Here is a 20,889-nt window from a genome sequence, read left to right on the forward strand (position 1 = left end):
AAGATGAATTTTTTTGAAGATTGGGTTGAGTTAGATCTCAACCCTGTTATTTCTTTTTCTTCGACTTCGAAGATATTATATTCTAATAGTGAAGCTCAGTTTTTACTAAATAGAATAAAACAAAAAGAACTTTATGAACTAGCATTAAAATATGCTCCAAAATCTTTTGGAGCAGAAACTTCATATATAGATTTAACTATACAAAACTATACATTTTATGCTATTACTGTTAAATATGATAATGAAGATGAAATTCATATGAAACTTTACAAAAGTACAATGGCTAAAAAAGAGTCAACTCTTAATATTAAAAATATAAATAGTACTAATATTTTTACACTTGTTGATTTAGCAATATCTACAAATAAGATAAAAACAGATACTACATATAAAAAGAATTATGATCCATCAATACCAGAGTTTAAATTAGATGCAAGTTCATTTATAAAAGCTCTTACACAAGTATTTGAAGCCTTTCAAGGTTCTGATGAGATAAATTGTTCTATCTTACTTAAAATTGGTGAATATATAAAAATTGAAAAGAAAAAATACTCTTTAATTACAGTAGAAATAACTTCTAACAAAAATGCAATAAAAGAGATTCTTCAATATAAAGAAGATAGCTCATTTATTTTATCTTGTGATAAAAATAAAATCACAATTGATTTACCTTTAATTATCTAAAAAATATTACTCAAAGCTTTTATTTTTTATCTAAAAGCTTTGAAAGTAATACGCCAATAGGTACAATTGCTAAACCCATAATAAAAGCTAGCGGAAGAAATAGTTTGTTGTTATTTAAAGCGAAGAAACCTAATATTAAAGTTGCATAACCTAAAACTCTATATATAGATAAAAAACCTGTTGCAGAGAAAATAGTATTCTTTACAGAATTCTTTTTTACTTTTGCTTTTTCCTCATTAATAATCTCTTTTATTTTTTCAGGTGTTAATTCATCTTCTGGGATTTGTTCATATTCAGTATATAAATCATAAGGGTCATCAATTTCATCAACCTTATCTCTTTGTTCTGCATTTACTTGCTTTGATAAATCAAGGTTTGATAATCTTCCTTGTATATTTTTTTTATATGAAAGAAAAGATGCAATAGTTATAAATAAAGATGAGATAAAAGCAACTTGAGTATTTAATAGCCAAATAGAACTATTAAATACTAATGCATATATTATTAAACAAAGGTCTAAAGTTATAAAAACTAAAGCAAAGTTTTTTAAAGATTGATTAATCTTCATCGTCATTAAATTCTTTATCACCATGTTTTGCTCTGTGAGCATATCTTGGGTCATTTTCCATACCCTCAAAAGATTTTTGTGCTCGTTTATAAGCTTTATAAATATTAAGACCAGCTGCTGCTATTCCCCAAAATAAACCTAACCATAATAACCAATCAATTTCAAATAGTGATTTTAATCCATATCCTATACCAAAACCAATAGCAATTGCTGCTGCCATTGATATACCTAAAGATAAGTTATCTAAGGCTTCGATTTTATCTCTATGCTTAGGAGTAATCTTTTCTATTTTTTCTTTTTCTTCTGCCATTAATTATCCTATTACTTAATATAAGAACAACAATAGTCAGTTATTGTTTTTACTTTAATATCAAAATCAGAATTACCTTTTACATTAAAAGATGTATTTTCTGTATAAGTATTCCAAGTATCTTCTCCTGCAAGTTTAACTTCAACCTCACCTGCTAATATTTCCATTAATTCTGGTTCATTTGTTCCAAAGTTATACTCTCCTGGCATCATAATTCCTAAAGATTTTTTAGAACCATCTGTATCTATAAATGTTCTACTTGTAACATTTCCATTGAAATATATATTTGCTTTTTTTACTAAATCTACGTTTGCTAATACTTCCATTTCTAATCTCCTAAAATTCTTTCATAACTTCTGATGCAGCAGCGATACAAGCATCAATATCTTCATTTGTAATTACAGTTGAAATAAATCCAGCTTCATATTGAGAACAAGCAAAATAGAAACCTTTTTTTAACATTTCATGATGAAACTTTGCAAATCTTTCAAAGTCACACTTTCCTACTTCTTTTATATTTGTAGGTTCATTTTCACAAAAAAAGAATCCAAACATAGAACCTCTTGTATTAATTTGTAAAGGAATATTATTAGAGTTTGCAACTTCTTTTAAACCATTTACAAGTCTTAATGCTTTTTCATTTAACTCATTATAAATTGAAGGATTTGCTTTTAATTTTCTAAGAGAAGTTAATCCAGCACTCATTGCAACTGGATTTCCACTTAAAGTTCCCGCTTGATAAACTGTTCCATCAGGTGATAAGTGATCCATAATCTTCTTTGAAGATGCAAAAGCACCAACTGGCATTCCTGCACCTATTACTTTTCCAAAAGTGATAATATCTGCTTTTGTTTCTAATAATCCACTTGCACCTGTTAAAGAAGCTCTAAATCCAGTCATTACTTCATCAAAAATCAGTAATGCTCCATTAGCATCACATAATTCTCTACAAGCTTTTAAAAACTCAGGACTTGCAGGAACTAATCCCATATTTCCAGCAATTGGTTCAATTATAATACAAGAAATATCATCACTATCTTCAAAACATTTTTTTAAATTTTCAATATTGTTGTATTCGCAAAGTAATGTATGTTTTGTTAAATCAGCAGGAACTCCAGGTGAACTTGGTGTTCCAAAAGTAGCTAATCCAGAACCTGCTTGTACTAATAAAGAATCAGAATGTCCATGATAACATCCCTCAAACTTTAAGATATCATTTTTACCAGTAACACCACGTGCAAGTCTAATTGCAGACATTACAGCTTCAGTTCCAGAACTAACAAATCTAACTTTATCAATATAATCATACATCTCAACAATTTCTTCTGCTAATAATGTTTCTAATTCAGTTGGTGCACCAAAAGATAAACCATTTTTAACAGTTTTAATAACAGCTTCTTCAATATCTTTATCACAATGACCAAAGATTAAAGGCCCCCAAGATTGCACAAAGTCTAAGTATTTATTACCATCTACATCATACATATATGCACCCTCACCTCTTTCTATAAAAGGTGGAGTTCCTCCAACACTTTTAAACGCACGAACGGGAGAATCAACACCACCTGGTATTACTTCACAAGCTTGAGTATATGCTTTTACTGAATTATCAAACATTTAATTTCCTATTAATTTTCTATTAGCGATATTCTACTATAATCACGTTATGAAACTTATTATACTAGCAGCTTTTATTTCAATATCTTTACATTTATTATTATTTAATGATTATGAGCTTACAAAAAAAAATGAAGTGCCAAAAGAAACTTTAAAAAAAGAGAAAAAAGCCACTATTGCTTTTGTAAAAATTAAAAAAGAAAAGATAGAAAAGAAAGTAGCTAAAAAAGTTGAAGTTAAAAAGTCTAAAGCAATTAAAAAGAAAATAATTAAAAAAACCAAAAAGAGCATAAAAAAAAGAGCTATTACAAAAAAAGTATCAAAGAGATTAAAAAAAGCTCCTAAAAATATAACATATGAAAAGAAAAGAGTTACTAAAATACCAAGTCAAAAAAAAGTAAAAGCTCTTGAAAATAGAACATTAGAAGATTTTTTATCTCAAGAAGACCCTGTAGATAAAAAAGTATTAAGTCAAATTCAAAGATTATATGGAAGAGAGTTTGAAACATTTACAAAAGTACAAAAAGCTTTTATCAAAAAAAACTTTAATAGTTTCCAAGTAATTACACAAAGAGTATTAACAAGATTAGGATACCCTGAGCTTGCTATACAAAAAAGATTATCCGGAATTAATGTAGTAGAGTTTTTATTTCATCCAAATGGAGATATTTCAAATTTAAGAATAACAAGATCATCAGGTTATGCAGTATTTGATAAATATTCAATTAAATTAATAGAAATTGCTTATAAAAATTATCCAAGACCGAAGACTACAACTTTGCTAAAATTTAATGTTCAGTATCGTTTGTATTAAAATAAAGAAGGAAATAGATGTCAGAAAATAAAAACCCATCATATTTAAAAAGACTTATAAAAGGAAATATAACTTTAAGTATAACTTTTTGGCTATGGTTCGTATTTGTTACATTAGGTATAAATATATTTATAGATAATAGTTTTAATCAAGTTAATTATCACCAAAATAGTGAGGATCAGATATTTAGTATTATTGTTTATTTATTAACTTTTATTTATTCGATTTTAATATTTATTGCTATTTATAGAAGTGCAGATAATTATAAAGGAAATAAATTATGGTCATTTTTAGCAAAAGTAATTATTACAATAAATCTTTTTTTCTCACTATTTTCAGCTTATGATTTATTAAAAGTATCATTATTTGAAGATTACGCAATTAAAAGTGAGATAAATAGTTTTAAAGATTCTTTACCTTTAAAAGTGAACTCATTTAGTGAATTAATTGATATTGGAATAAATGAAAAAAACATATATTACACATATAAGTTAGATAGAATGGATAAAAAAAGTAGTGATAATTATAATTTAAAAAAATTCAAATCACAAGTTCAAGACTCATTATGTGAAGAAGATAATACTTTAAAACTACTAAAAAAAGATTATATTTTAAACTATACATATATTGATAAAAATGAAGAAAAACTAATAAATATAATAACCAATAAACTAAGTTGTGGTGATGGTATATACGATTTAGACATAATAAAAGAACTAATTAGACAAGGTAATTAATAAATGAATTTAGAACAAATACAAGAAAAAATCATAAGTGATTTTGATTTTGAAAAAGTTATGAATATATTAGAAAAATTGAATGAAGAGTATGAAAAAGAAGATTTAATTAATAATGTAAAAGGTCTTGTAAAAATGGCATATCTTTCAAGAGAAATGGAAGATGTTAGTTTTGGCTCTGGGCATTTTATAATAAATAGATCTTATTATGAGGGAGAAGAAGTTCAATATGATTTAAGCTTTTTACTTGAAGTAAATGCAAATTTAAATTATGAGTTAGAAAAACCTTTTGAAACAAAAAACATAAATGAAAAAGAAGCTTTATTAAAGAAAAAACTTGAAGAGTTACTTTTAATAAATATAAATGCAAATAAAGAAGAAAACGATAACTATATTTATGAAGCAAATATTCAAAGAATTGAAAGAATGATTGAAATTTTAGATTAAATAAAATGTTAAATAAAAGTATTAAACTTTTATTTAACCGTAGCTAATATCAACTCTCTTAAAGTTTTACAAGCAACTGCTGTTGAAGCTCCACTTGTATCATATTTTGGTGATAATTCAACTACATCCATCCCAACTACATTTTCCAACTTTGATAAAGTTTCAATAATTTTTAACATGTCATGAAAGTTTATTCCACCTGGTTCTGGAGTACCAGTTCCTGGAAAAACAGAAGGGTCAAATACATCTAAATCAATAGTTATATAAACTGGTTTATTTTTTAAAACATTTACACGTTCTTCTAAAGTATTGTAGGTAAATTTTTCTAAATGAGAATGAGTTTTTGCCCATTGGAACTCTTCTTTTAAACCACTTCTTATACAAAATTGATTTAATCTATCATCACCTAACTGATCATAAATTCTTCGTAAAACAGTTGCATGACTTAAGGCTTCTCCTAAATACTCATTTCTTAAATCGGTATGTGCATCAAAATGAATAATATGTAAGTCATCATATTTTTTACTTAAAGCTTTTATGGGAGCTAATGAAACTAAATGCTCTCCACCTATCATAATAGGAATTTTATTTGCATCAATAATTTCTTGAACATGCTCTTGAATTATTCGTAAAGCTGTTTTTTTATCTCCATAAGGAAGCTCTAAATCACCAAAATCAAAAAGATTTAAATCTTCTAAATCCTTATCAAAATAAGGAGAATAACTCTCTATATACCAAGAATCTTCTCTCATAGCACTTGGTGCAAATCTAGCACCTGGTTTAAAAGAAGTAGTACCATCAAATCCTGCTCCAAATATTATAGCACTTGATTCATCAAAGCTCTTCTCACATCCAATAAAACAATTATTTTGTGCTTCCATAATTATAGTTTCCTCTCATAATTATATAAATCCATATACCTAAAGGCTAACAAATTTTCTAATATTGCAAAAATCACAATAAAATTAATAAAAGAACTTCCACCATAAGAAAATAGTGGTAAAGGAAGTCCAACAACGGGTGCAAAACCAATAACCATTAAGATATTTACACTCATATTAAAAAACAGTAATAGCCCCAACCCTGAGGCAAATACCCGTATGACGTAGTCATCTTTGAAATAATAGTTTAAAGTAAGTAAATGTGCTATTAATAATCCATATAAGAATATAAGACCAATTGCACCTAAAAAACCATATCTCTCTACAAAATATGCAAAAATAAAATCACTTGTAGCAATTGGTAAAAATTTTAGTTGAGTTTGTGTAGCATCTTCACTTAATTTTCCAGTTAATCCACCTGAACCAATTGCAATAATAGATTGTTGAACATGATAACTAGGCTTTTCAGATATAAAATCTTTTATTCTTTTCTTTTGATAATCTTTTATCAAATATGTATAAATAAAAGGAGAAGATATTCCCATTACTAAAACAATTGATGTCCAAATTTTCCAATTTACTCCAACAATAAATAAAATTCCATAACCTACAAGTAATAATACAAGCGCTGTTCCTAAATCAGGCTCTTTTGCAATTAAAATAAATGGCAATAATATATAAAAAGAAAAGTAAGCAAAATCATTAAAGCCATACCCTTTTTTAGGTGGTGGTCTATTATGAATTAAATACCCAAGCATTAAAATATATATAGGTTTTATAAGCTCTGAGGGTTGCATTGTTGTATTTAAAATAGGTAGAGGAAGCCACCTTTTAGCTCCTAGTTTAGTAACACCCCAAAACTCTACAGCAAGTAAAAGTAAAATACCTAACCAGTAAAGAAAAGGAATAAGTCGTAACTTTTTTCTAATAGGTAAAATAAAAACTATAATAAATGCAAAAAAAGAAAGTGTAAAGTATATTAATTGTTTATTTGCTAATATTTCATTAGTTTCACTAATTAGATGATATGATAAATATATCAACGGTAAAACAAAAAGTATTAACAAATAGTCAAAATGGGAAATTATTCTCTTATCAAATAAACGCATAGTGAAAGAGTATCTAAAAATGTATAAAAATTTTATTGTTCAAGAAGCAAATAGATTAGATAAGTTCCTAGCATCACAAATTGATGCTTCAAGGAACCAAATAGAGCAACTTATAAAAAAAGAGTTTGTAAAAGTAAATGGTAAAACTGTAAGTAAAACAGGTTTGAAATTAAAAGAAAATCAAGAAATTGAAGTTCATTTTCCAAAAGCAGAATTTGAAGATGTGAAAGATGAGGCTTTTGTAAAAGAATCATTATCAGGGAAAGATGTAAAAATCATTTATGAAGATGAACATATTCTTGTTATAAATAAACCTGCAAATCTTACAATTCATGATGCTCCAAGTGTAAAAGATGCTACTTTAGTTGATTGGTTAAAATTAAATAATATATCCTTATCAACAATTTCGGGGGAAGAAAGACATGGAATTGTTCACAGATTAGATAAAGGAACAACAGGTGTAATGGTCGTTGCAAAAACAAATGAAGCCCATACTTCACTTTCAGAACAATTACAAGATAAAACTATGGGAAGGTATTACCTTGCTATTACTGATTTAGCCTTAAAAGATGATGTAATAATTGATAAACCAATAGGTAGGAATCCAAACAATAGGTTAAAAATGTCTATAGAAGAGAATGGAAGAAATGCCAAATCTGCTTTTAAGAAAATTGATATTAGTAAAGACGAAAAATATGAACTAGTTGCAGCTAAATTATTTACAGGAAGAACACACCAGATAAGAGTACACTTAAGTTCGATAAATAGGCATATACTAGGAGATAATTTATATGGTTTTAAGGGCGATTTGAATAAAATAAATAGATTTTATTTACATGCATACAATCTGTATTTAATTCATCCAAAAACAGGTGAATTAATGACCTTTAAAGCAGATTTGCCAAATGACATGAATGAATTTTTAATCAAACATTTTCAAATGGAGAATATACATGACAAAATTGATGCAAACAACATCATTGACAGCTTTACTTCTTTTACTTAGTGGTTGTTCAAATTTAAACAATAATTTAAATGCGCCTATTAAACCAAAAATTGATGAAACACTTGAAGTTATTGATAATAACTCATTAAAATCTATTTCAGATATGACAGCGATTGCATTTGAATGGAAAAAAGTAGATGATGCTAGAGTTATTGGGTATAACTTCTACAGAGCAAATATGCACAAAGACGGTAGAAGACTTAAACTAATTGAATCTGTAAATAATAAATATACAACACATTTTGTTGATACTGAACTTGAACCAAATACAAAATATGTGTATCAAATCTCTTCAAAAGCTGCTAATGGTATTGAATCAAATACTACAAATGCTTATATAACACAAACTCTTCCAAGAATTGTTCCTGTTAGTTTTGTTCAAGCCTTATCAGATTTACCAAATAGAATTAAAATTATTTGGAGACCACATCCAGACTTAAGAGTTGAATATTACAAAGTTGAAAAGTTCAATTCTACGCTTAACGAATGGAATACAGAAAAAAAAGTTAAAGGTAGATTGCAATCAGAATATATCGATACAAGCTTAGATAATAACGAATCGTTTAGATATAGAGTAACTGCATATACATTTGAAGATGTTTCTACAAATCCTAGTGAAGTAGTAACTGCTAAAACAAAAGCCTTACCAATTGGCGTTCAGAACTTAAAAGCTACAAGTGATGAACCTAAGAAAATTATATTAGGTTGGGAACCATCTGTTACTTCTGATATTATTAAATATGAAATCCATAGAAGTTCAATAAAATCTTTTGGATTTAACAAAATCAAAGAAGTAAATAATAATACTTTTGCCTTTGTAGACCAAATAGAAGAAGATGGGAAAGAGTACTATTACAAAGTTATCTCTGTGGATAAAGACAACTTAAAAAGTTCATCAAAAGTTGATGCAGTAAAAGGTTCTAGTTTAAATAAACCAGCAAAACCAACAATTACTTTAGCTCAAATACAAGGCTCTAAAGCAATTTTAAATTGGACAGTATCTGATAATAGAGCTATTTCGTATAATGTTTACAAAAAAACAATGCTTAATTTCTTTGAGTCTAAAACTGAAAAGTTTACAGATGTTAAAGATTTAAGATTTGAGGATAATAATATTATTACAGGAGTTGAATATAAATATTCAATTCAAGCAAATGACACTTATGGCTTAATGTCTGAAAAAACAGATGAAGCATCATTGATTTTACCAAAAATCCCTGTTAAAAAGTAGTTTTAGAATATGCCTCATATAGTATTTAATAAAGCCCCATTAGTAAATACACCATCAAAAAAAGATGGTGTAGACTTTAAGTTTATTGCAAAATCATATAACTTTACACAACACGAACGAAATACAGAATATAAAATTGCAGTTGAAAATGAAAATAAAGAGTTTCTATTAACTTTAAAAAACAAAGATGATGATCAAATGATTAAAATCGATAAAGTTACAAGAATTGCTCCAATTACATTAGTAAAAGATGCTTTAAATGTTTACACTAACTCAATTGAAGCTAAAGTAGTATTCTCAAATACTAATACGATTAATCAAAAAGCTGAACCAAATAAAGAGTATTTAAAAGATATTAATTATTTTGTAGATGAATTTCAAACAGACAAAGAGATTCAAATAGAAGTTGGTTTTGGTAGCGGTAGACATTTATTACATCAAGCTAAAAAAAACCCTAATGTTCAATTTATTGGACTTGAAATTCATACACCATCAATTGAACAAGCATTAAAACAAATGAAACTACAAGATATTACAAATGTTCTTATAGTAAATTATGATGCAAGATTATTTATGGAGTTTATTGATTCAAATAAAGTTGGAAAGATTTTCGTTCATTTCCCAGTTCCATGGGATAAAAAACCTCATAGAAGAATTTACTCAAATGAATTTATCAATGAAGCTTTAAGAGTTTTAAAAGTTGAGGGAACACTTGAGCTTAGAACTGATAGTAGAAAATATTTTGATTACTGTACTGAACTTCTTACAAATCTTCCAACAGGAAAGATTACAATTGATATTAATAAAGATTTAGAAATAACAAGTAAATATGAAGATAGATGGAGAAAGCAAGGTAAAAATATTTATGATGTAGTTTTATTATCTCATAGTATTGATAAACCTTTAGAAATTCAAAAAGACTTTTCATTTGATTTTGAAATCAATTATGAAGAAAAAATTAAAAATATTCCTACTAAGTCTATTGTAGAAAAAGACTTTTTTGTACATATTGAGGATTTATTTACAATTCTTAATGAAGAAAACTCTGGTTTAATTCAATTAACAATGGGTAATTTTGATAGACCTGTTAGCAAATATTTAATTATTAAAAATGGGAAAGTGTCATATTATCAAGGTACACCGATTCCAACAAGTTCAAATATAAAAGCTCATAATAAGCTAAAAGAGATTCTTAACTAATGCTTGAAGCTAAAAACATCTACCTATCATACGATGATAATAAATATATTATAAAAAAAGGAAACTTTTCTATTAAACCTAAAGAGTTCATCTTTATTGGTGGAAACTCAGGAAGTGGAAAGTCTACTTTACTAAAGTCTTTTTATGGAGAAATTCCATTAAAACATGGAAGTTTAAAAATTGATGGTGTTGAAGTTTTTGGAATTAAAGGGAAAAAACTAAGAGTTCTAAGAAAAGATATTGGAGTTATTTTTCAAGATTATAAACTTGTAAATGAATATACTATTGAAGAGAATATTATGATTCCTCTTAAAATAAATGGTTATTCAAATGAAATATCAAAAGACCAAGCAGATAAATTACTATCACATGTAAAACTATCACATCGAGCAGGATATTATCCAAATGAACTTAGTGGTGGAGAGCAACAAAGAGTTGCAGTTGCAAGAGCCTTAGCACATAATCCAAAGATTATAATTGCAGATGAACCAACTGGAAATCTTGATGATTATTCAGCTGAAGTTGTATGGAATTTATTAAAAGGTGCAAATGAACAACTTGGAATTACAATTGTAGTTGTTACACATAGAGTTCCTAAAAACCTAGGAATAAAATTCAGACAGTTATCGTTAGAGGATGGTATGATTTATGAAGTTTCTTAAAAACATATTTGCCTTCTTAATACCTCTTTGTGCAATGCTACTTACATTTACATTATACTTATTAATTGATAATGTAGTAGAAAACTATAAAAAGAAAATTTCAAGAGATTACTCTATTGTTATAGTTACAAATACGCCATTAATTAAAGAGAATATTGATGAACTTGCAGGTATAAAAGTTGAGAGAATTCAAACCTTACCTAAAGAAAAAATCATAAATGACATTAAATCAAACCTATCTACTAGTTCTGTTGAATTATTAAAGAAAAAACTTCCTCATTTTTATCAGATATATTTAGAAGTTTTTCCAACAACTAGTGAGTTAGAAACAATTAAAGAAACTCTACTTCAAAATAAAAATGTTAGAAAAGTAGAAGTGTTCTATAAGAACCACAATCAAACTTATTTACTTTTAGTTTTATTAAGTAGTATTTCATTTATACTATTTTTTATCATTACTATTTTTGCAATTATTATAATCGCAAAACAAATAAAACTATGGTTTCATGAGCACAGTACTAGAATTGCGATATTAAGACTTCATGGAGCTTCTGTTTTATATAGTGCATCTACAGTATTAAATTATGCAATTATTAGTTCATTTTTAGCTTTTCTAATTGTTGGTGCACTTTTATACTATATTTCAAATAACATGGGAATATTATTTCCAATTGAATTACATGAAATTATAAATGTAGAGATTAATTTAAACTATGAGTTAGTTAAACTATTTACATTATCTTTTACTATTTCAATTTTTACAATACTTGGTGTACTATTAAAGTACAAAATCAATGATGAGTAAAATACTATTTATATTATTACTTATTGTTAGTAATATTAGTTTTGCATCAACAAAAGCTATTGATAATAAAATTAAAAACAATAAAAATAACTTAAATAAAAATGTATCAAAAAAGAAACAAACATCTTTAAAAGTAAAATCCCTAGCAAATAAGATTAATATACAAAATAAAAATATAATAAAACTAGAAAAAAATATTAATAAAGTAAATACAGATATTGATGAGCATGAAAAACTTCTTGAAGAATCAAAATCAAAACTTGAACAATTAAGAGAAAAATCTTCAAACTTAATAAAAGAAAAAAAAGGTAACGAAGTACAAATAGTTGATACAATTATTGAAGATTTTTCTACTTCTATTGCACTTAAACTTGCTTCAAAAAATACTTTAGGAGAATTAATTGATAGTGAAATATATACTATTCTTTCAGAAAATTCTAAAGATCAAATACTTAAATTAGATAACAATTATGATTTATTAACAAATAATACGAAAAAAAATAAAAAGAAAATAAAAACTATTTCAACATATATTGAAAAGAGAAAGAAAACAAAAAAAACACTAAATACACTTAAAAACAAACACTCTAAATCTTTAAGTGATTTAGAAAACCAACATAAGTCTTATCAAAAAGAGTTAAAAAAAGTTGTAGAACAACAAGAATCTTTAAAAAAGCTTTTATCTAATTTAAATATTTTAAAAGAAGCAGAATTAAGAAAAGAAAGAATTAGAAGGGCTAAACTTCAAAGATTACTTGCACAAAAAAAGAAGAAAGCAGAAGCAAAAAGAAGAAAAAATTCAAAATCTTCAAAAAAAGTAGCAGAAGAAGTTCAAACAGCAGAAGTAAGAAATCAAAAATATGCTAAAAACTTAAACTTAGATGTTAAAAAAATAGGTTCATCAAATTCAGGAGTTAAAGTAGTAAGATATAGGGGAGCTAAAACTATTGCACCTTTAAAATCTTTTAATGTAGTTAAAAAATTTGGTACATATTATGACCCTATTTATAAAATAAAATTGTTTAATGAATCAATTGTTTTAAAAACAAAAAGACCTAAAGCAAAAGTTGTTTCTGTATTAAATGGAAAAGTTGTATATGCTAAGAAAAATTCAGGAATGCTTGAAAATGTTGTTATTATTCAACATGAAAATGGACTACATACAATCTATTCTCACTTAGATGAAATAGCTCCAACACTAAAGGTTGGGAAATGGATTAAAAAAGGTTATGTTGTTGGTCGTGTTGATAAGAACTTAACTTTCCAAGCAACTAAAAACTCTTCACATATTAATCCAAAAGATTTATTTAGAATTTAATGAATAGATTTAAATATCTTCATATTTATCTTCCTGTCTTTTTTGTTTTATGGATTGGACTTTTTATTGATAGTAAATTAGTAGCTAATCACTTTGTAAATAATCAATATATCACAAATATATTAGTTCTTATTGTTTTTGTTTGGATTTATTTAAAAGTGTCTGTAAAAATAAAAAAACTAATGCTTTATGGATTAATTTTAGCATTTTTAGGAGAAGCATTATTTGCCCTTGTATTAGGAATGTATACATATAGATTAGAAAACCTACCTTTATATGTTCCACTAGGACATAGTATGATTTATGCAGCTGTTTTTTATATAGCAAAAGAACCTATCTTAAAAATAAACAAAGAGTTAAGTATAAATATTCTTTTTGTTTTAATGCTAATTTATTCAACAGCATGGCTTGTTTTTGCAAATGATGTTTTTGGATTTCTTTGTATGTTAGTTATAGTTTATTTATTTAGAAGAAAACCACATACTAAACTATTTTTTCTAATAATGTTTTTTATGATTGTTTATTTAGAACTTATTGGAACATATTATGAAAACTGGTATTGGCCTGAAATTTGGTTTGATAAAATATCTTTTATTCCAAGTGCAAACCCACCAAGTGGAATTAGTGTTTTTTACTTTGGTTTTGATGTTGGTTGTTTACTAATTTATAAACTATTAAATAAGCAAAAATGGAAAAGATTACGTAATTTACAAAAAATAAAAAGAGAAAAAATATGATATTATATATAGATGGAGATGCCTTTCCAAATTTATTAAAACCTATTGTTTTAAGAGCAATTGAAAGATTAGAACTTAAAACTATAGTAATAGCAAATAAAAAAATAAATATAGGAAACTCAAATCATATTACATATATGATAGTTGATGCTGGTGCTGATGAAGCTGATAATAAAATAGTTGAACTTTTAAATATAGACGACTTAGTAATAACAGCAGATATTCCACTAGCAGATAGAGTGATATCTAAAAAAGCGCATGCAATTGATCATAGAGGTGCTATGTACACAGAAGATAATATAAAACAATATCTTGCATATAGAAACTTAATGCAAGAAATAAGAGATAGTGGAGAAATGACAAAAGGCCCAGCTGCTTTTTCTTCAAAAGATTCACAACAATTTGCAAACTCATTAAACAAATTTTTGCAGAATATAAAATAATTTAACATAAGACAAAGGATTTACCATCATTTTAATAGACCAAGCAACAAAAAAACAATTTAACTCATTTTGTAAGAAAAATAATCCAAAAGATTTAGAAACTGCAATTGAATACTTTACTATATTTGGTGGGATGAATATTGATATTGATATTACAATTCCTTTAAAAGATTTAATACAAACAGAAATTTTAGATAAATATAGATATTTAAAAAACCAAATCAATGCAATTACTGGTGGATATAGTGTAGACCAAGCAGTATTAAGTGGTATTGCATTAGGAGATAGAAGAACAAACTCATCTTTTAAAAGAGCCTTTGTAAGCTTTGAAGAGGGAATGAAGTGTGTTGATGGACTTGTTGAGAGAGGTATTATAGAAATAGAATCATCACAACATTTCTTACTAAATCAAAGAGGAGATAGTAAGATATCTAAAAAACTTCTATTTACAACTCCTTTTTTAAGATTCTGGTTTGCCTTTGTTTCACCTATTTATAAGGGTATTAAAGAGGGTAATTATGATGAGTTTTATAAAAATTATGAAAATAGAAAAGCTGAGTTTACAGGTTTTGTATTTGAAGAATTAGCAATGGAATTTTTAAGAGATGCCTATGCAGATGATGAAATTAAAAATATTGGTAAATATTGGGATGATAAAAATAGTATTGATTTAGTTGCTAAAACAAAATCTGGAAAAACAATAGCTGCATCTTGTAAATATGTTAACTCTAAAATCAAAAAAAGTGAATTAAACAACTTAAAAAACACTTGTAAAGAAGTTGGCTTTGAACCTGATATTTGTATATTATTTACAAAAAAAGGCTTTACAAACGAACTTAAGTCATTAAAAGACGAAACACTAAGATTATATACTGCAAAAAGTTTTAAACTACTACTTGATAAATAAATATGAATTTAGTTGGACTTGATTATGTAAATGATAAAGATAAAGAGTTAACTAAACTCTTTATTGAATCAAAAGGTATAAAAAAATATATCTTAGGAATAAATAAACTTGGAAAAAGTGTATTAAAACATCTAGAAGTTGATGGAATAATAGATGACTTTACAAGAGTACAAAAATCAAGAAAAAAAACAGTACTTCAAATAGAAGATGTTCCTAAAGACTCTATTATTTTAACAGTTGCTACAGGAAGTCCACTTGAAGTAAATAATAAACTAGATGAGTTAGGATATACACACTTTAACTATTTAGCCTTTATAAGATACTCAAAATTAGATTTAATTCACCCTCCTTTTATTATGGACTTTAAAGATGATTTTTTAGAAAACAAAAGTAGATACCAAGAGACTTACAATCTTTTAAGCGATGATAAATCAAAAGAAGTTTTTGAAAAAGTAATAAATTTTAAAATGAGTTTTGATTTGAGTTTTATGAAAGGTTTTACAAATAACTTTGATGAACAATATTTTGATAAAGATTTAATTCCAAATATTAAAAATATAACTTTTGTAGATGGTGGTGCATATGTTGGTGATACACTTCCAAATATAATACAAAACTTTCCTGATTATAAAAAGATATATTGTATTGAACCAAATGATTTACATATAAAGATTGCCAAAAGAGACTTTTCAACTCAAAGAGATATAGAATTTATAAACTGTGGTTTAGGAAAAGAAAAAATAGAAATCAATCAAGCCCAAGAAACACAAGATATATGTGCACATGACTATCAAGCAATAAATATAAACACAATTGATAATCTAATAAAAGAAAAAGTAGATTTTATAAAACTTGATATTGAAGGTGCAGAACAAGATGCAATTATCGGTGCAAAAGAAACTATATTAAAGAATCATCCAATTTTAGCTATTTGTATCTATCATAAAGCTCAAGATTGGTATAAAGTGCCCCAGTTAGTACTTAGTGTTAGAAATGACTATAAAGTCTTTATACGCCATTATATGGAAGGCATTTATGAAACTGTTATGTATTTTATTCCAAAGAAGTAGAGATTAAAACCCTTACTTCTAAAGATAAGAAAAACTAGTTTTTAGCAGCAGTAACTATAATCTCAACTAAAGTTTCTACACTTGCCATATTTGTTTCAACACAAGCACGTGCTGGTGGATTTTCTTTTGAAACCCATTCATCCCAAACACTATTAAAACCTGCAAAGTCTCTATAAATATCCTTTACAAATATTTCTACTCTTAAAATATCATGCTTAGTAACTTCAACTTCAGCAAGTCTTTCTTCAGCAATTGCTAAAACTCTAGCAGCTTGACCTTTGATATCAAGTGTTTTATCATCAGATACAATTCCAGCTAAATATACCGTATTATTGTGAACTACTGTTCTACTCATTCTTTCGTTTACTTGTTTTCTAATAACCATTTTATTTCCTTTTATTGTAGCTTTTCTATTTTAGCATTATACTCGTCTAAAATTTCATCCATTTTTAATTGTTCAACTTCTAAAGCTGCAAATTTTTCATCGATTTTACTTTGATTAACTTTTACAGCTTTTGAAAGTTCCATAACTTTTGCATTATCTCCTGCATTTGAAGCTTGTACTAGTTCATGTTGTTCTGTTTCTATTATATCTTCAATTTCCATGATCTCATTTTCATATTTTTCAACTTTTTTCTTTAATGAAGAAGTTAATTTATTTCGCTCTGTAAGTAAAGCTGTTCTTTTCTTTTTATTCTCTTTTTTATTAACTTTAGGTTTAGATTTAACTTTTACTTCACCCTCTTCTTCTTCCCAACCAATCTTTTCTAAGAAGTCATCATATCTTCCATCAAAATAGTCAGCTCCACCTTTTGAGAAGATAATTAGTCTATCACATACACGTCTTAAAAGTTCTTCACTATGTGTTACAACAATACATGAACCAGGGAAGTTTTCAATAGCAGTTGTTAAAGAATCAATTGATTCCATATCAAGGTGATTTGTAGGCTCATCTAGAAATAAGATATTTACATCTTTTGCTAATATTTTTCCAAGCATTACTCTAGATTTTTCACCACCTGAAAGTAATGATACTTTCTTTTTACTATCATCTCCTGAAAACATCATAGAACCAGAAATTGCACGTACACTAGATTCTGCTAGTTTTATATTTCCTGTTTGGATTTCATCCATAACTGAATTTTCTGGATTTAAATGGTCAATATTTGTTTGTCCAAAGTGTCCAAAAGTACTAGTTCCATGATAATCAACTTTTCCACTTAATTGTTTAAGTTCACCTGCAATTACATTTAGTAGAGTTGATTTTCCTTTACCATTTTTTCCAATAATTCCTAAAGTCTCACCTTTTTTAAGTGTAAAAGAAATATCTTTAAAAAGAATATTATCACTTGAGTATCCAAAACCAACATCTTTAACATCTAATAATACTTTTGCAGGAGTTTCTTTAAAGTTAAAATCAAAGTCTAAAGTATTATCATGAACAATTGAGCTTAAATCATCCATTTTATCAAGCTCTTTTTGTTTTGATTGTGCTTGTGCTGCCGTTGAAGCTCTTGCTTTATTTTTAGCAATAAACTCTAATAGTTCTTTTCTTTTTTTATCTTGAGTTGCTTTTTGTTTTTCATGATGTTCATCATTTGATGCTATTTGTGCATAAAATTTATGAGTATTTCCAGGTATTACTTCAAGATTTCGTCTTACTAATCCCATAGTATGTGTAGTAACATGATCCATAAAATCTCTATCATGGGTAATAATTATAACCTCACCCTCGAAACTTTTTAAAAATGCTTTTAACCAACGTAAAGATAGAATATCAAGGTAGTTTGTAGGCTCATCTAGTAATAATAAGTTTGGTTCAGTTACTAATAATTTAGCAAGATTTATTCTAATTTGATAACCCCCTGAAAAAGATAAAGGATCTTTATCTAAATCTTCATCTGTAAAACCTAAACCAAATAAAATCTTTTCAACTTTATAAACATTATACATATCTTCTTCACTCAAAGATAAAGCAGCTTCATCTCTTACAGTTTTTTCAGTGAAAACTAAGTGCTGTTTTAATGCACCAATTTTATAGTTTTTAGGAATACTAATTACTCCCTCATCACTAAATTCTTCTCCTAGAATTAGTTTAAATATTGTAGATTTTCCACTACCATTTCGTCCAACAAGTCCTATTTTATTACCTTTGTTTAATCTAAAGTTTAAATTAGAAAATAGTTCTTTTTGACCATAGGATTTGGATACATTTATAAGTTCTATCATATTACTCTTTTTTATTTATTTATAAATCGGATTATACGCAATAAGGAGTTATAGCCTAATTAAAAAAGCCTATTTTTTTTATATCTTCAATTATCTTTTCAAAATCATTTCCATAAGCAAAGCAAACACCAATTTTACATGCTAAATATTTTTTATCTCTATTTATCTTTTTTAATATAAATGGCAAATCTGGCATAGTTTTATTTTTAAACATATCTTTTCTAGCTTTTAAAACTATATACCCATTTTCATAAGCTATATAACTACGTAATAACCATGATACTGAGCTTGGATTTGAATAGAGTATTGTACTACTTGATTTAATAGATTCTTTAGCAATATTTTGTAAATTTAAATCATCATCTAAAGCTGCAATTTTTAGTATATTATCAATCATATTTGACAAGGAACTTTTATAAGCGCTATCATAAACATCAGCATTTGCTATAAAACTATCATCACTCATTTTCCATCTTTTATCTTTATAAAATTTGACTATTGCTTCTTTATTTAACTTTTTTGCCATATCTAAATATTTTGAATCTAAGGAATAATCATAAGCTTTTAAAAGTGCAGTAATTATAAAAGAATAGTCTTCTAATAAGGCCTTAACTTTTGGTTTTTTATCTATTAGTTTTTGGTGATATAAAGTATTATTTATATATAAATTTTCAAGTAATATATTTAAGTGTTTTAATCCCTTTTTACTATACTCTTTATTGATTTTTCCTGCTTCAAATAATGAAGAGATATATAAACTATTCCAAGATGTCAAAATCTTATAATCAATAAAAGGGTATTTTTTCTTTTCTCTAAATTCTTTTAAATCTTTTTTTATTTGTTGAAGATTAATAGGAATATTTTCCAAGGATTTTTTTGTTAAATAAGGATTGTTATAGTTGTATTCAAAATTTCCCTCTAAAACAATATTAAAGTACTCTAAAATATTTTCAATTTGATTTTCATCATATCCTTTTTGCTCTAGAAATTCATATACTTCATCATAAACAAATACAAAATAAACACCCTCTTCTTTTTTGCCATCAAATAAACTATCAGCATCACTTGCACTATAAAAAAGATTTTGCTTGTTAAACCTTATATCTACAAAAGATATAATTTCATCTAGAATATTTTTATAAAAGATATCATTAGTTATTCTATAGGCTTTTGAATAAACACCTAATAGTTCTGCATTTGTATAAAGCATTTTTTCAAAGTGTGGAATCATCCACATTTTATCTACACTATATCTATAAAAACCTCCCTCTATTTGATCATAAATACCACCATTTGCCATACTTTTTAAGGTTTTTGTAGCTATTTCTAATGCTTTTTTATTTTTTGTTATTGCATAAATATCAAGTAAAGTTTCTATTTTAGAAGCATTAGGAAATTTAGGTCTATTTGAGAAGCCGTGATATTTTTCATCAAAACTATCTTCAACTTGCTTTATATATTTATCAACTATTTGTTTTTCTAAACTTGTGGGTTTAAAACTTTGATTTTCATACTCTTTTAAAACCTCTTCTATTTCTTGTGCAGTTTTTACAACTTTTTCATTTTCATTAATGAAAATATCATTAATGTTTTTTAAAACTTCTCTTATTCCAACACTACCATTTCTAGCATCATAAGGTATATATGTATTTGCAAAAAATGCTTTTTTATTAGGTGTTAATATTACAGTAAGTGGCCAACCACCACTTCTATTATTTATTAGACTATGAACATTTTGATAATATTTATCTATATGAGGCATTTCTTCTCTATCAATTTTTATTGATATATAGTTTTTATTTAAAATATTTGCAACTTCAATATTCTCAAAAGATTCTTCTTCCATAACATGACACCAATGACAAGTGCTATATCCAATAGATAAAAAAATTGCTTTATTTTCTTGTTTTGCTTTTTTAAAAGCTTCTTCATTCCATGCATACCAGTTAACTGGATTATGTGAGTGTTGTTTTAAATAAGGAGAATCTTCATTGATTAATGAGTTTGTATAAGTCTCTTTTGCATTTAAATATAAAAAGAATATAGGAAAAAATAGTAAAAGTATTAAGTTTTTAAATTTCATAACATTATCCTAATATATGATAATTATATAT

At 26.3% G+C, this 20,889-nt stretch carries 23 protein-coding genes; 14 read left to right on the forward strand and 9 right to left on the reverse strand.

All coding sequences use genetic code 11. From position 1 onward, the window contains the following. Nucleotides 1-3: 3 nt before the first annotated feature. Complete coding sequence (locus GBG18_RS08330) at nt 4-684, forward strand: hypothetical protein (RefSeq protein ID WP_152190132.1); 681 nt, start codon at nt 4-6, stop codon at nt 682-684. A gap of 19 nt (nt 685-703) precedes the next feature. Here the strand turns inward: GBG18_RS08330 and GBG18_RS08335 are convergent, their stop codons facing one another. Genes GBG18_RS08335 through hemL form a run of 4 tightly spaced genes read right to left on the reverse strand, consistent with a single transcriptional unit; the run spans nt 704 to nt 3,179 of the window. Next, a complete protein-coding gene (locus GBG18_RS08335; protein ID WP_152190134.1) occupies nt 704-1,258 on the reverse strand; it encodes a hypothetical protein in 555 nt (184 codons plus the stop codon). Further along, nucleotides 1,242-1,562, reverse strand: a complete 321-nt coding sequence (locus GBG18_RS08340; protein WP_152190135.1) for an AtpZ/AtpI family protein — start codon at nt 1,560-1,562, stop codon at nt 1,242-1,244. The genes GBG18_RS08335 and GBG18_RS08340 overlap by 17 nt, the downstream gene beginning before the upstream one ends. An 11-nt stretch (nt 1,563-1,573) precedes the next feature. Next, nucleotides 1,574-1,888, reverse strand: a complete 315-nt coding sequence (ppnP, locus tag GBG18_RS08345) for a pyrimidine/purine nucleoside phosphorylase (protein WP_152190137.1) — start codon at nt 1,886-1,888, stop codon at nt 1,574-1,576. Nucleotides 1,889-1,898: 10 nt separating this feature from the next. Continuing rightward, on the reverse strand, nt 1,899-3,179 hold the full coding sequence (hemL, locus tag GBG18_RS08350; RefSeq protein ID WP_152190139.1) for a glutamate-1-semialdehyde 2,1-aminomutase: 1,281 nt from the start codon (nt 3,177-3,179) through the stop codon (nt 1,899-1,901). A gap of 49 nt (nt 3,180-3,228) precedes the next feature. On the opposite strand from hemL, the gene GBG18_RS08355 reads away from it, so the two are divergent. From GBG18_RS08355 to GBG18_RS08365, 3 genes are read left to right on the forward strand one after another with little or no spacing between them, the layout of a single operon-like run. After that, on the forward strand, nt 3,229-3,993 hold the full coding sequence (locus GBG18_RS08355; protein WP_152190140.1) for an energy transducer TonB: 765 nt from the start codon (nt 3,229-3,231) through the stop codon (nt 3,991-3,993). A 17-nt stretch (nt 3,994-4,010) separates the two neighbouring features. Continuing rightward, the gene (locus GBG18_RS08360; protein ID WP_152190142.1) at nt 4,011-4,730 is read left to right on the forward strand and encodes a hypothetical protein; all 720 of its coding nucleotides are present in this window, start codon (nt 4,011-4,013) and stop codon (nt 4,728-4,730) included. Between the two features lie 3 nt (nt 4,731-4,733). Then, nucleotides 4,734-5,177, forward strand: a complete 444-nt coding sequence (locus GBG18_RS08365; protein ID WP_152190144.1) for a hypothetical protein — start codon at nt 4,734-4,736, stop codon at nt 5,175-5,177. 29 nt (nt 5,178-5,206) lie between these two features. Here GBG18_RS08365 and speB read toward each other — a convergent pair whose 3' ends face one another. Together speB and GBG18_RS08375 are read right to left on the reverse strand one after the other, a co-directional pair. Then, the gene (speB, locus tag GBG18_RS08370) at nt 5,207-6,058 is read right to left on the reverse strand and encodes an agmatinase (RefSeq protein ID WP_152190145.1); all 852 of its coding nucleotides are present in this window, start codon (nt 6,056-6,058) and stop codon (nt 5,207-5,209) included. Between the two features lie 2 nt (nt 6,059-6,060). After that, nucleotides 6,061-7,167, reverse strand: a complete 1,107-nt coding sequence (locus GBG18_RS08375) for an FtsW/RodA/SpoVE family cell cycle protein (RefSeq protein WP_152190147.1) — start codon at nt 7,165-7,167, stop codon at nt 6,061-6,063. A gap of 19 nt (nt 7,168-7,186) precedes the next feature. Here GBG18_RS08375 and GBG18_RS08380 point away from each other — a divergent pair, with 19 nt between their 5' ends. From GBG18_RS08380 to GBG18_RS08425, 10 genes are all read left to right on the forward strand, one after another. Beyond that, on the forward strand, nt 7,187-8,173 hold the full coding sequence (locus tag GBG18_RS08380) for an RluA family pseudouridine synthase (RefSeq protein WP_152190149.1): 987 nt from the start codon (nt 7,187-7,189) through the stop codon (nt 8,171-8,173). After that, nucleotides 8,121-9,404, forward strand: coding sequence for a hypothetical protein (locus tag GBG18_RS08385; protein WP_226896416.1), 1,284 nt, complete (start codon nt 8,121-8,123; stop codon nt 9,402-9,404). The genes GBG18_RS08380 and GBG18_RS08385 overlap by 53 nt, the downstream gene beginning before the upstream one ends. 9 nt (nt 9,405-9,413) lie before the next feature. Then, a complete protein-coding gene (gene trmB, locus GBG18_RS08390; protein ID WP_152190151.1) occupies nt 9,414-10,604 on the forward strand; it encodes a tRNA (guanosine(46)-N7)-methyltransferase TrmB in 1,191 nt (396 codons plus the stop codon). Next, nucleotides 10,604-11,266 (forward strand): cell division ATP-binding protein FtsE, encoded by a 663-nt coding sequence (locus tag GBG18_RS08395; RefSeq protein WP_152190153.1) that lies wholly within the window; start codon nt 10,604-10,606, stop codon nt 11,264-11,266. The genes trmB and GBG18_RS08395 overlap by 1 nt, the downstream gene beginning before the upstream one ends. Then, nucleotides 11,253-12,071, forward strand: a complete 819-nt coding sequence (locus GBG18_RS08400) for a cell division protein FtsX (RefSeq protein ID WP_152190154.1) — start codon at nt 11,253-11,255, stop codon at nt 12,069-12,071. The genes GBG18_RS08395 and GBG18_RS08400 overlap by 14 nt, the downstream gene beginning before the upstream one ends. After that, nucleotides 12,061-13,389 carry a murein hydrolase activator EnvC family protein gene (locus tag GBG18_RS08405; RefSeq protein WP_226896415.1) on the forward strand — a complete coding sequence of 443 codons (1,329 nt, stop codon included), beginning with the start codon at nt 12,061-12,063 and terminating at the stop codon, nt 13,387-13,389. Before GBG18_RS08400 ends, GBG18_RS08405 begins: the two co-directional genes overlap by 11 nt. After that, nucleotides 13,389-14,126 (forward strand): hypothetical protein, encoded by a 738-nt coding sequence (locus GBG18_RS08410; RefSeq protein WP_152190156.1) that lies wholly within the window; start codon nt 13,389-13,391, stop codon nt 14,124-14,126. Before GBG18_RS08405 ends, GBG18_RS08410 begins: the two co-directional genes overlap by 1 nt. After that, entirely contained in the window at nt 14,123-14,569 is a 447-nt protein-coding gene (locus tag GBG18_RS08415; protein ID WP_152190158.1) for a YaiI/YqxD family protein, read from the forward strand. The genes GBG18_RS08410 and GBG18_RS08415 overlap by 4 nt, the downstream gene beginning before the upstream one ends. Before the next feature lie 133 nt (nt 14,570-14,702). Beyond that, nucleotides 14,703-15,476, forward strand: coding sequence for a DUF234 domain-containing protein (locus GBG18_RS08420; protein WP_226896414.1), 774 nt, complete (start codon nt 14,703-14,705; stop codon nt 15,474-15,476). 2 nt (nt 15,477-15,478) lie between these two features. Then, the gene (locus tag GBG18_RS08425; RefSeq protein ID WP_152190161.1) at nt 15,479-16,546 is read left to right on the forward strand and encodes an FkbM family methyltransferase; all 1,068 of its coding nucleotides are present in this window, start codon (nt 15,479-15,481) and stop codon (nt 16,544-16,546) included. A 34-nt stretch (nt 16,547-16,580) separates the two neighbouring features. On the opposite strand, the gene GBG18_RS08430 is transcribed toward GBG18_RS08425, so the two are convergent. From GBG18_RS08430 to GBG18_RS08440, 3 genes are read right to left on the reverse strand one after another with little or no spacing between them, the layout of a single operon-like run. Then, nucleotides 16,581-16,931 carry a RidA family protein gene (locus tag GBG18_RS08430; RefSeq protein WP_152190163.1) on the reverse strand — a complete coding sequence of 117 codons (351 nt, stop codon included), beginning with the start codon at nt 16,929-16,931 and terminating at the stop codon, nt 16,581-16,583. Between the two features lie 11 nt (nt 16,932-16,942). Then, nucleotides 16,943-18,775, reverse strand: a complete 1,833-nt coding sequence (locus tag GBG18_RS08435) for an ABC-F family ATP-binding cassette domain-containing protein (RefSeq protein ID WP_152190164.1) — start codon at nt 18,773-18,775, stop codon at nt 16,943-16,945. A 55-nt stretch (nt 18,776-18,830) separates the two neighbouring features. Further along, the gene (locus GBG18_RS08440) at nt 18,831-20,858 is read right to left on the reverse strand and encodes a thioredoxin domain-containing protein (RefSeq protein WP_152190166.1); all 2,028 of its coding nucleotides are present in this window, start codon (nt 20,856-20,858) and stop codon (nt 18,831-18,833) included. Between the last annotated feature and the right edge of the window lie 31 nt (nt 20,859-20,889).

It is taken from the genome of Poseidonibacter ostreae (assembly GCF_009208075.1).
In the GTDB taxonomy this organism is placed as follows: domain Bacteria; phylum Campylobacterota; class Campylobacteria; order Campylobacterales; family Arcobacteraceae; genus Poseidonibacter; species Poseidonibacter ostreae.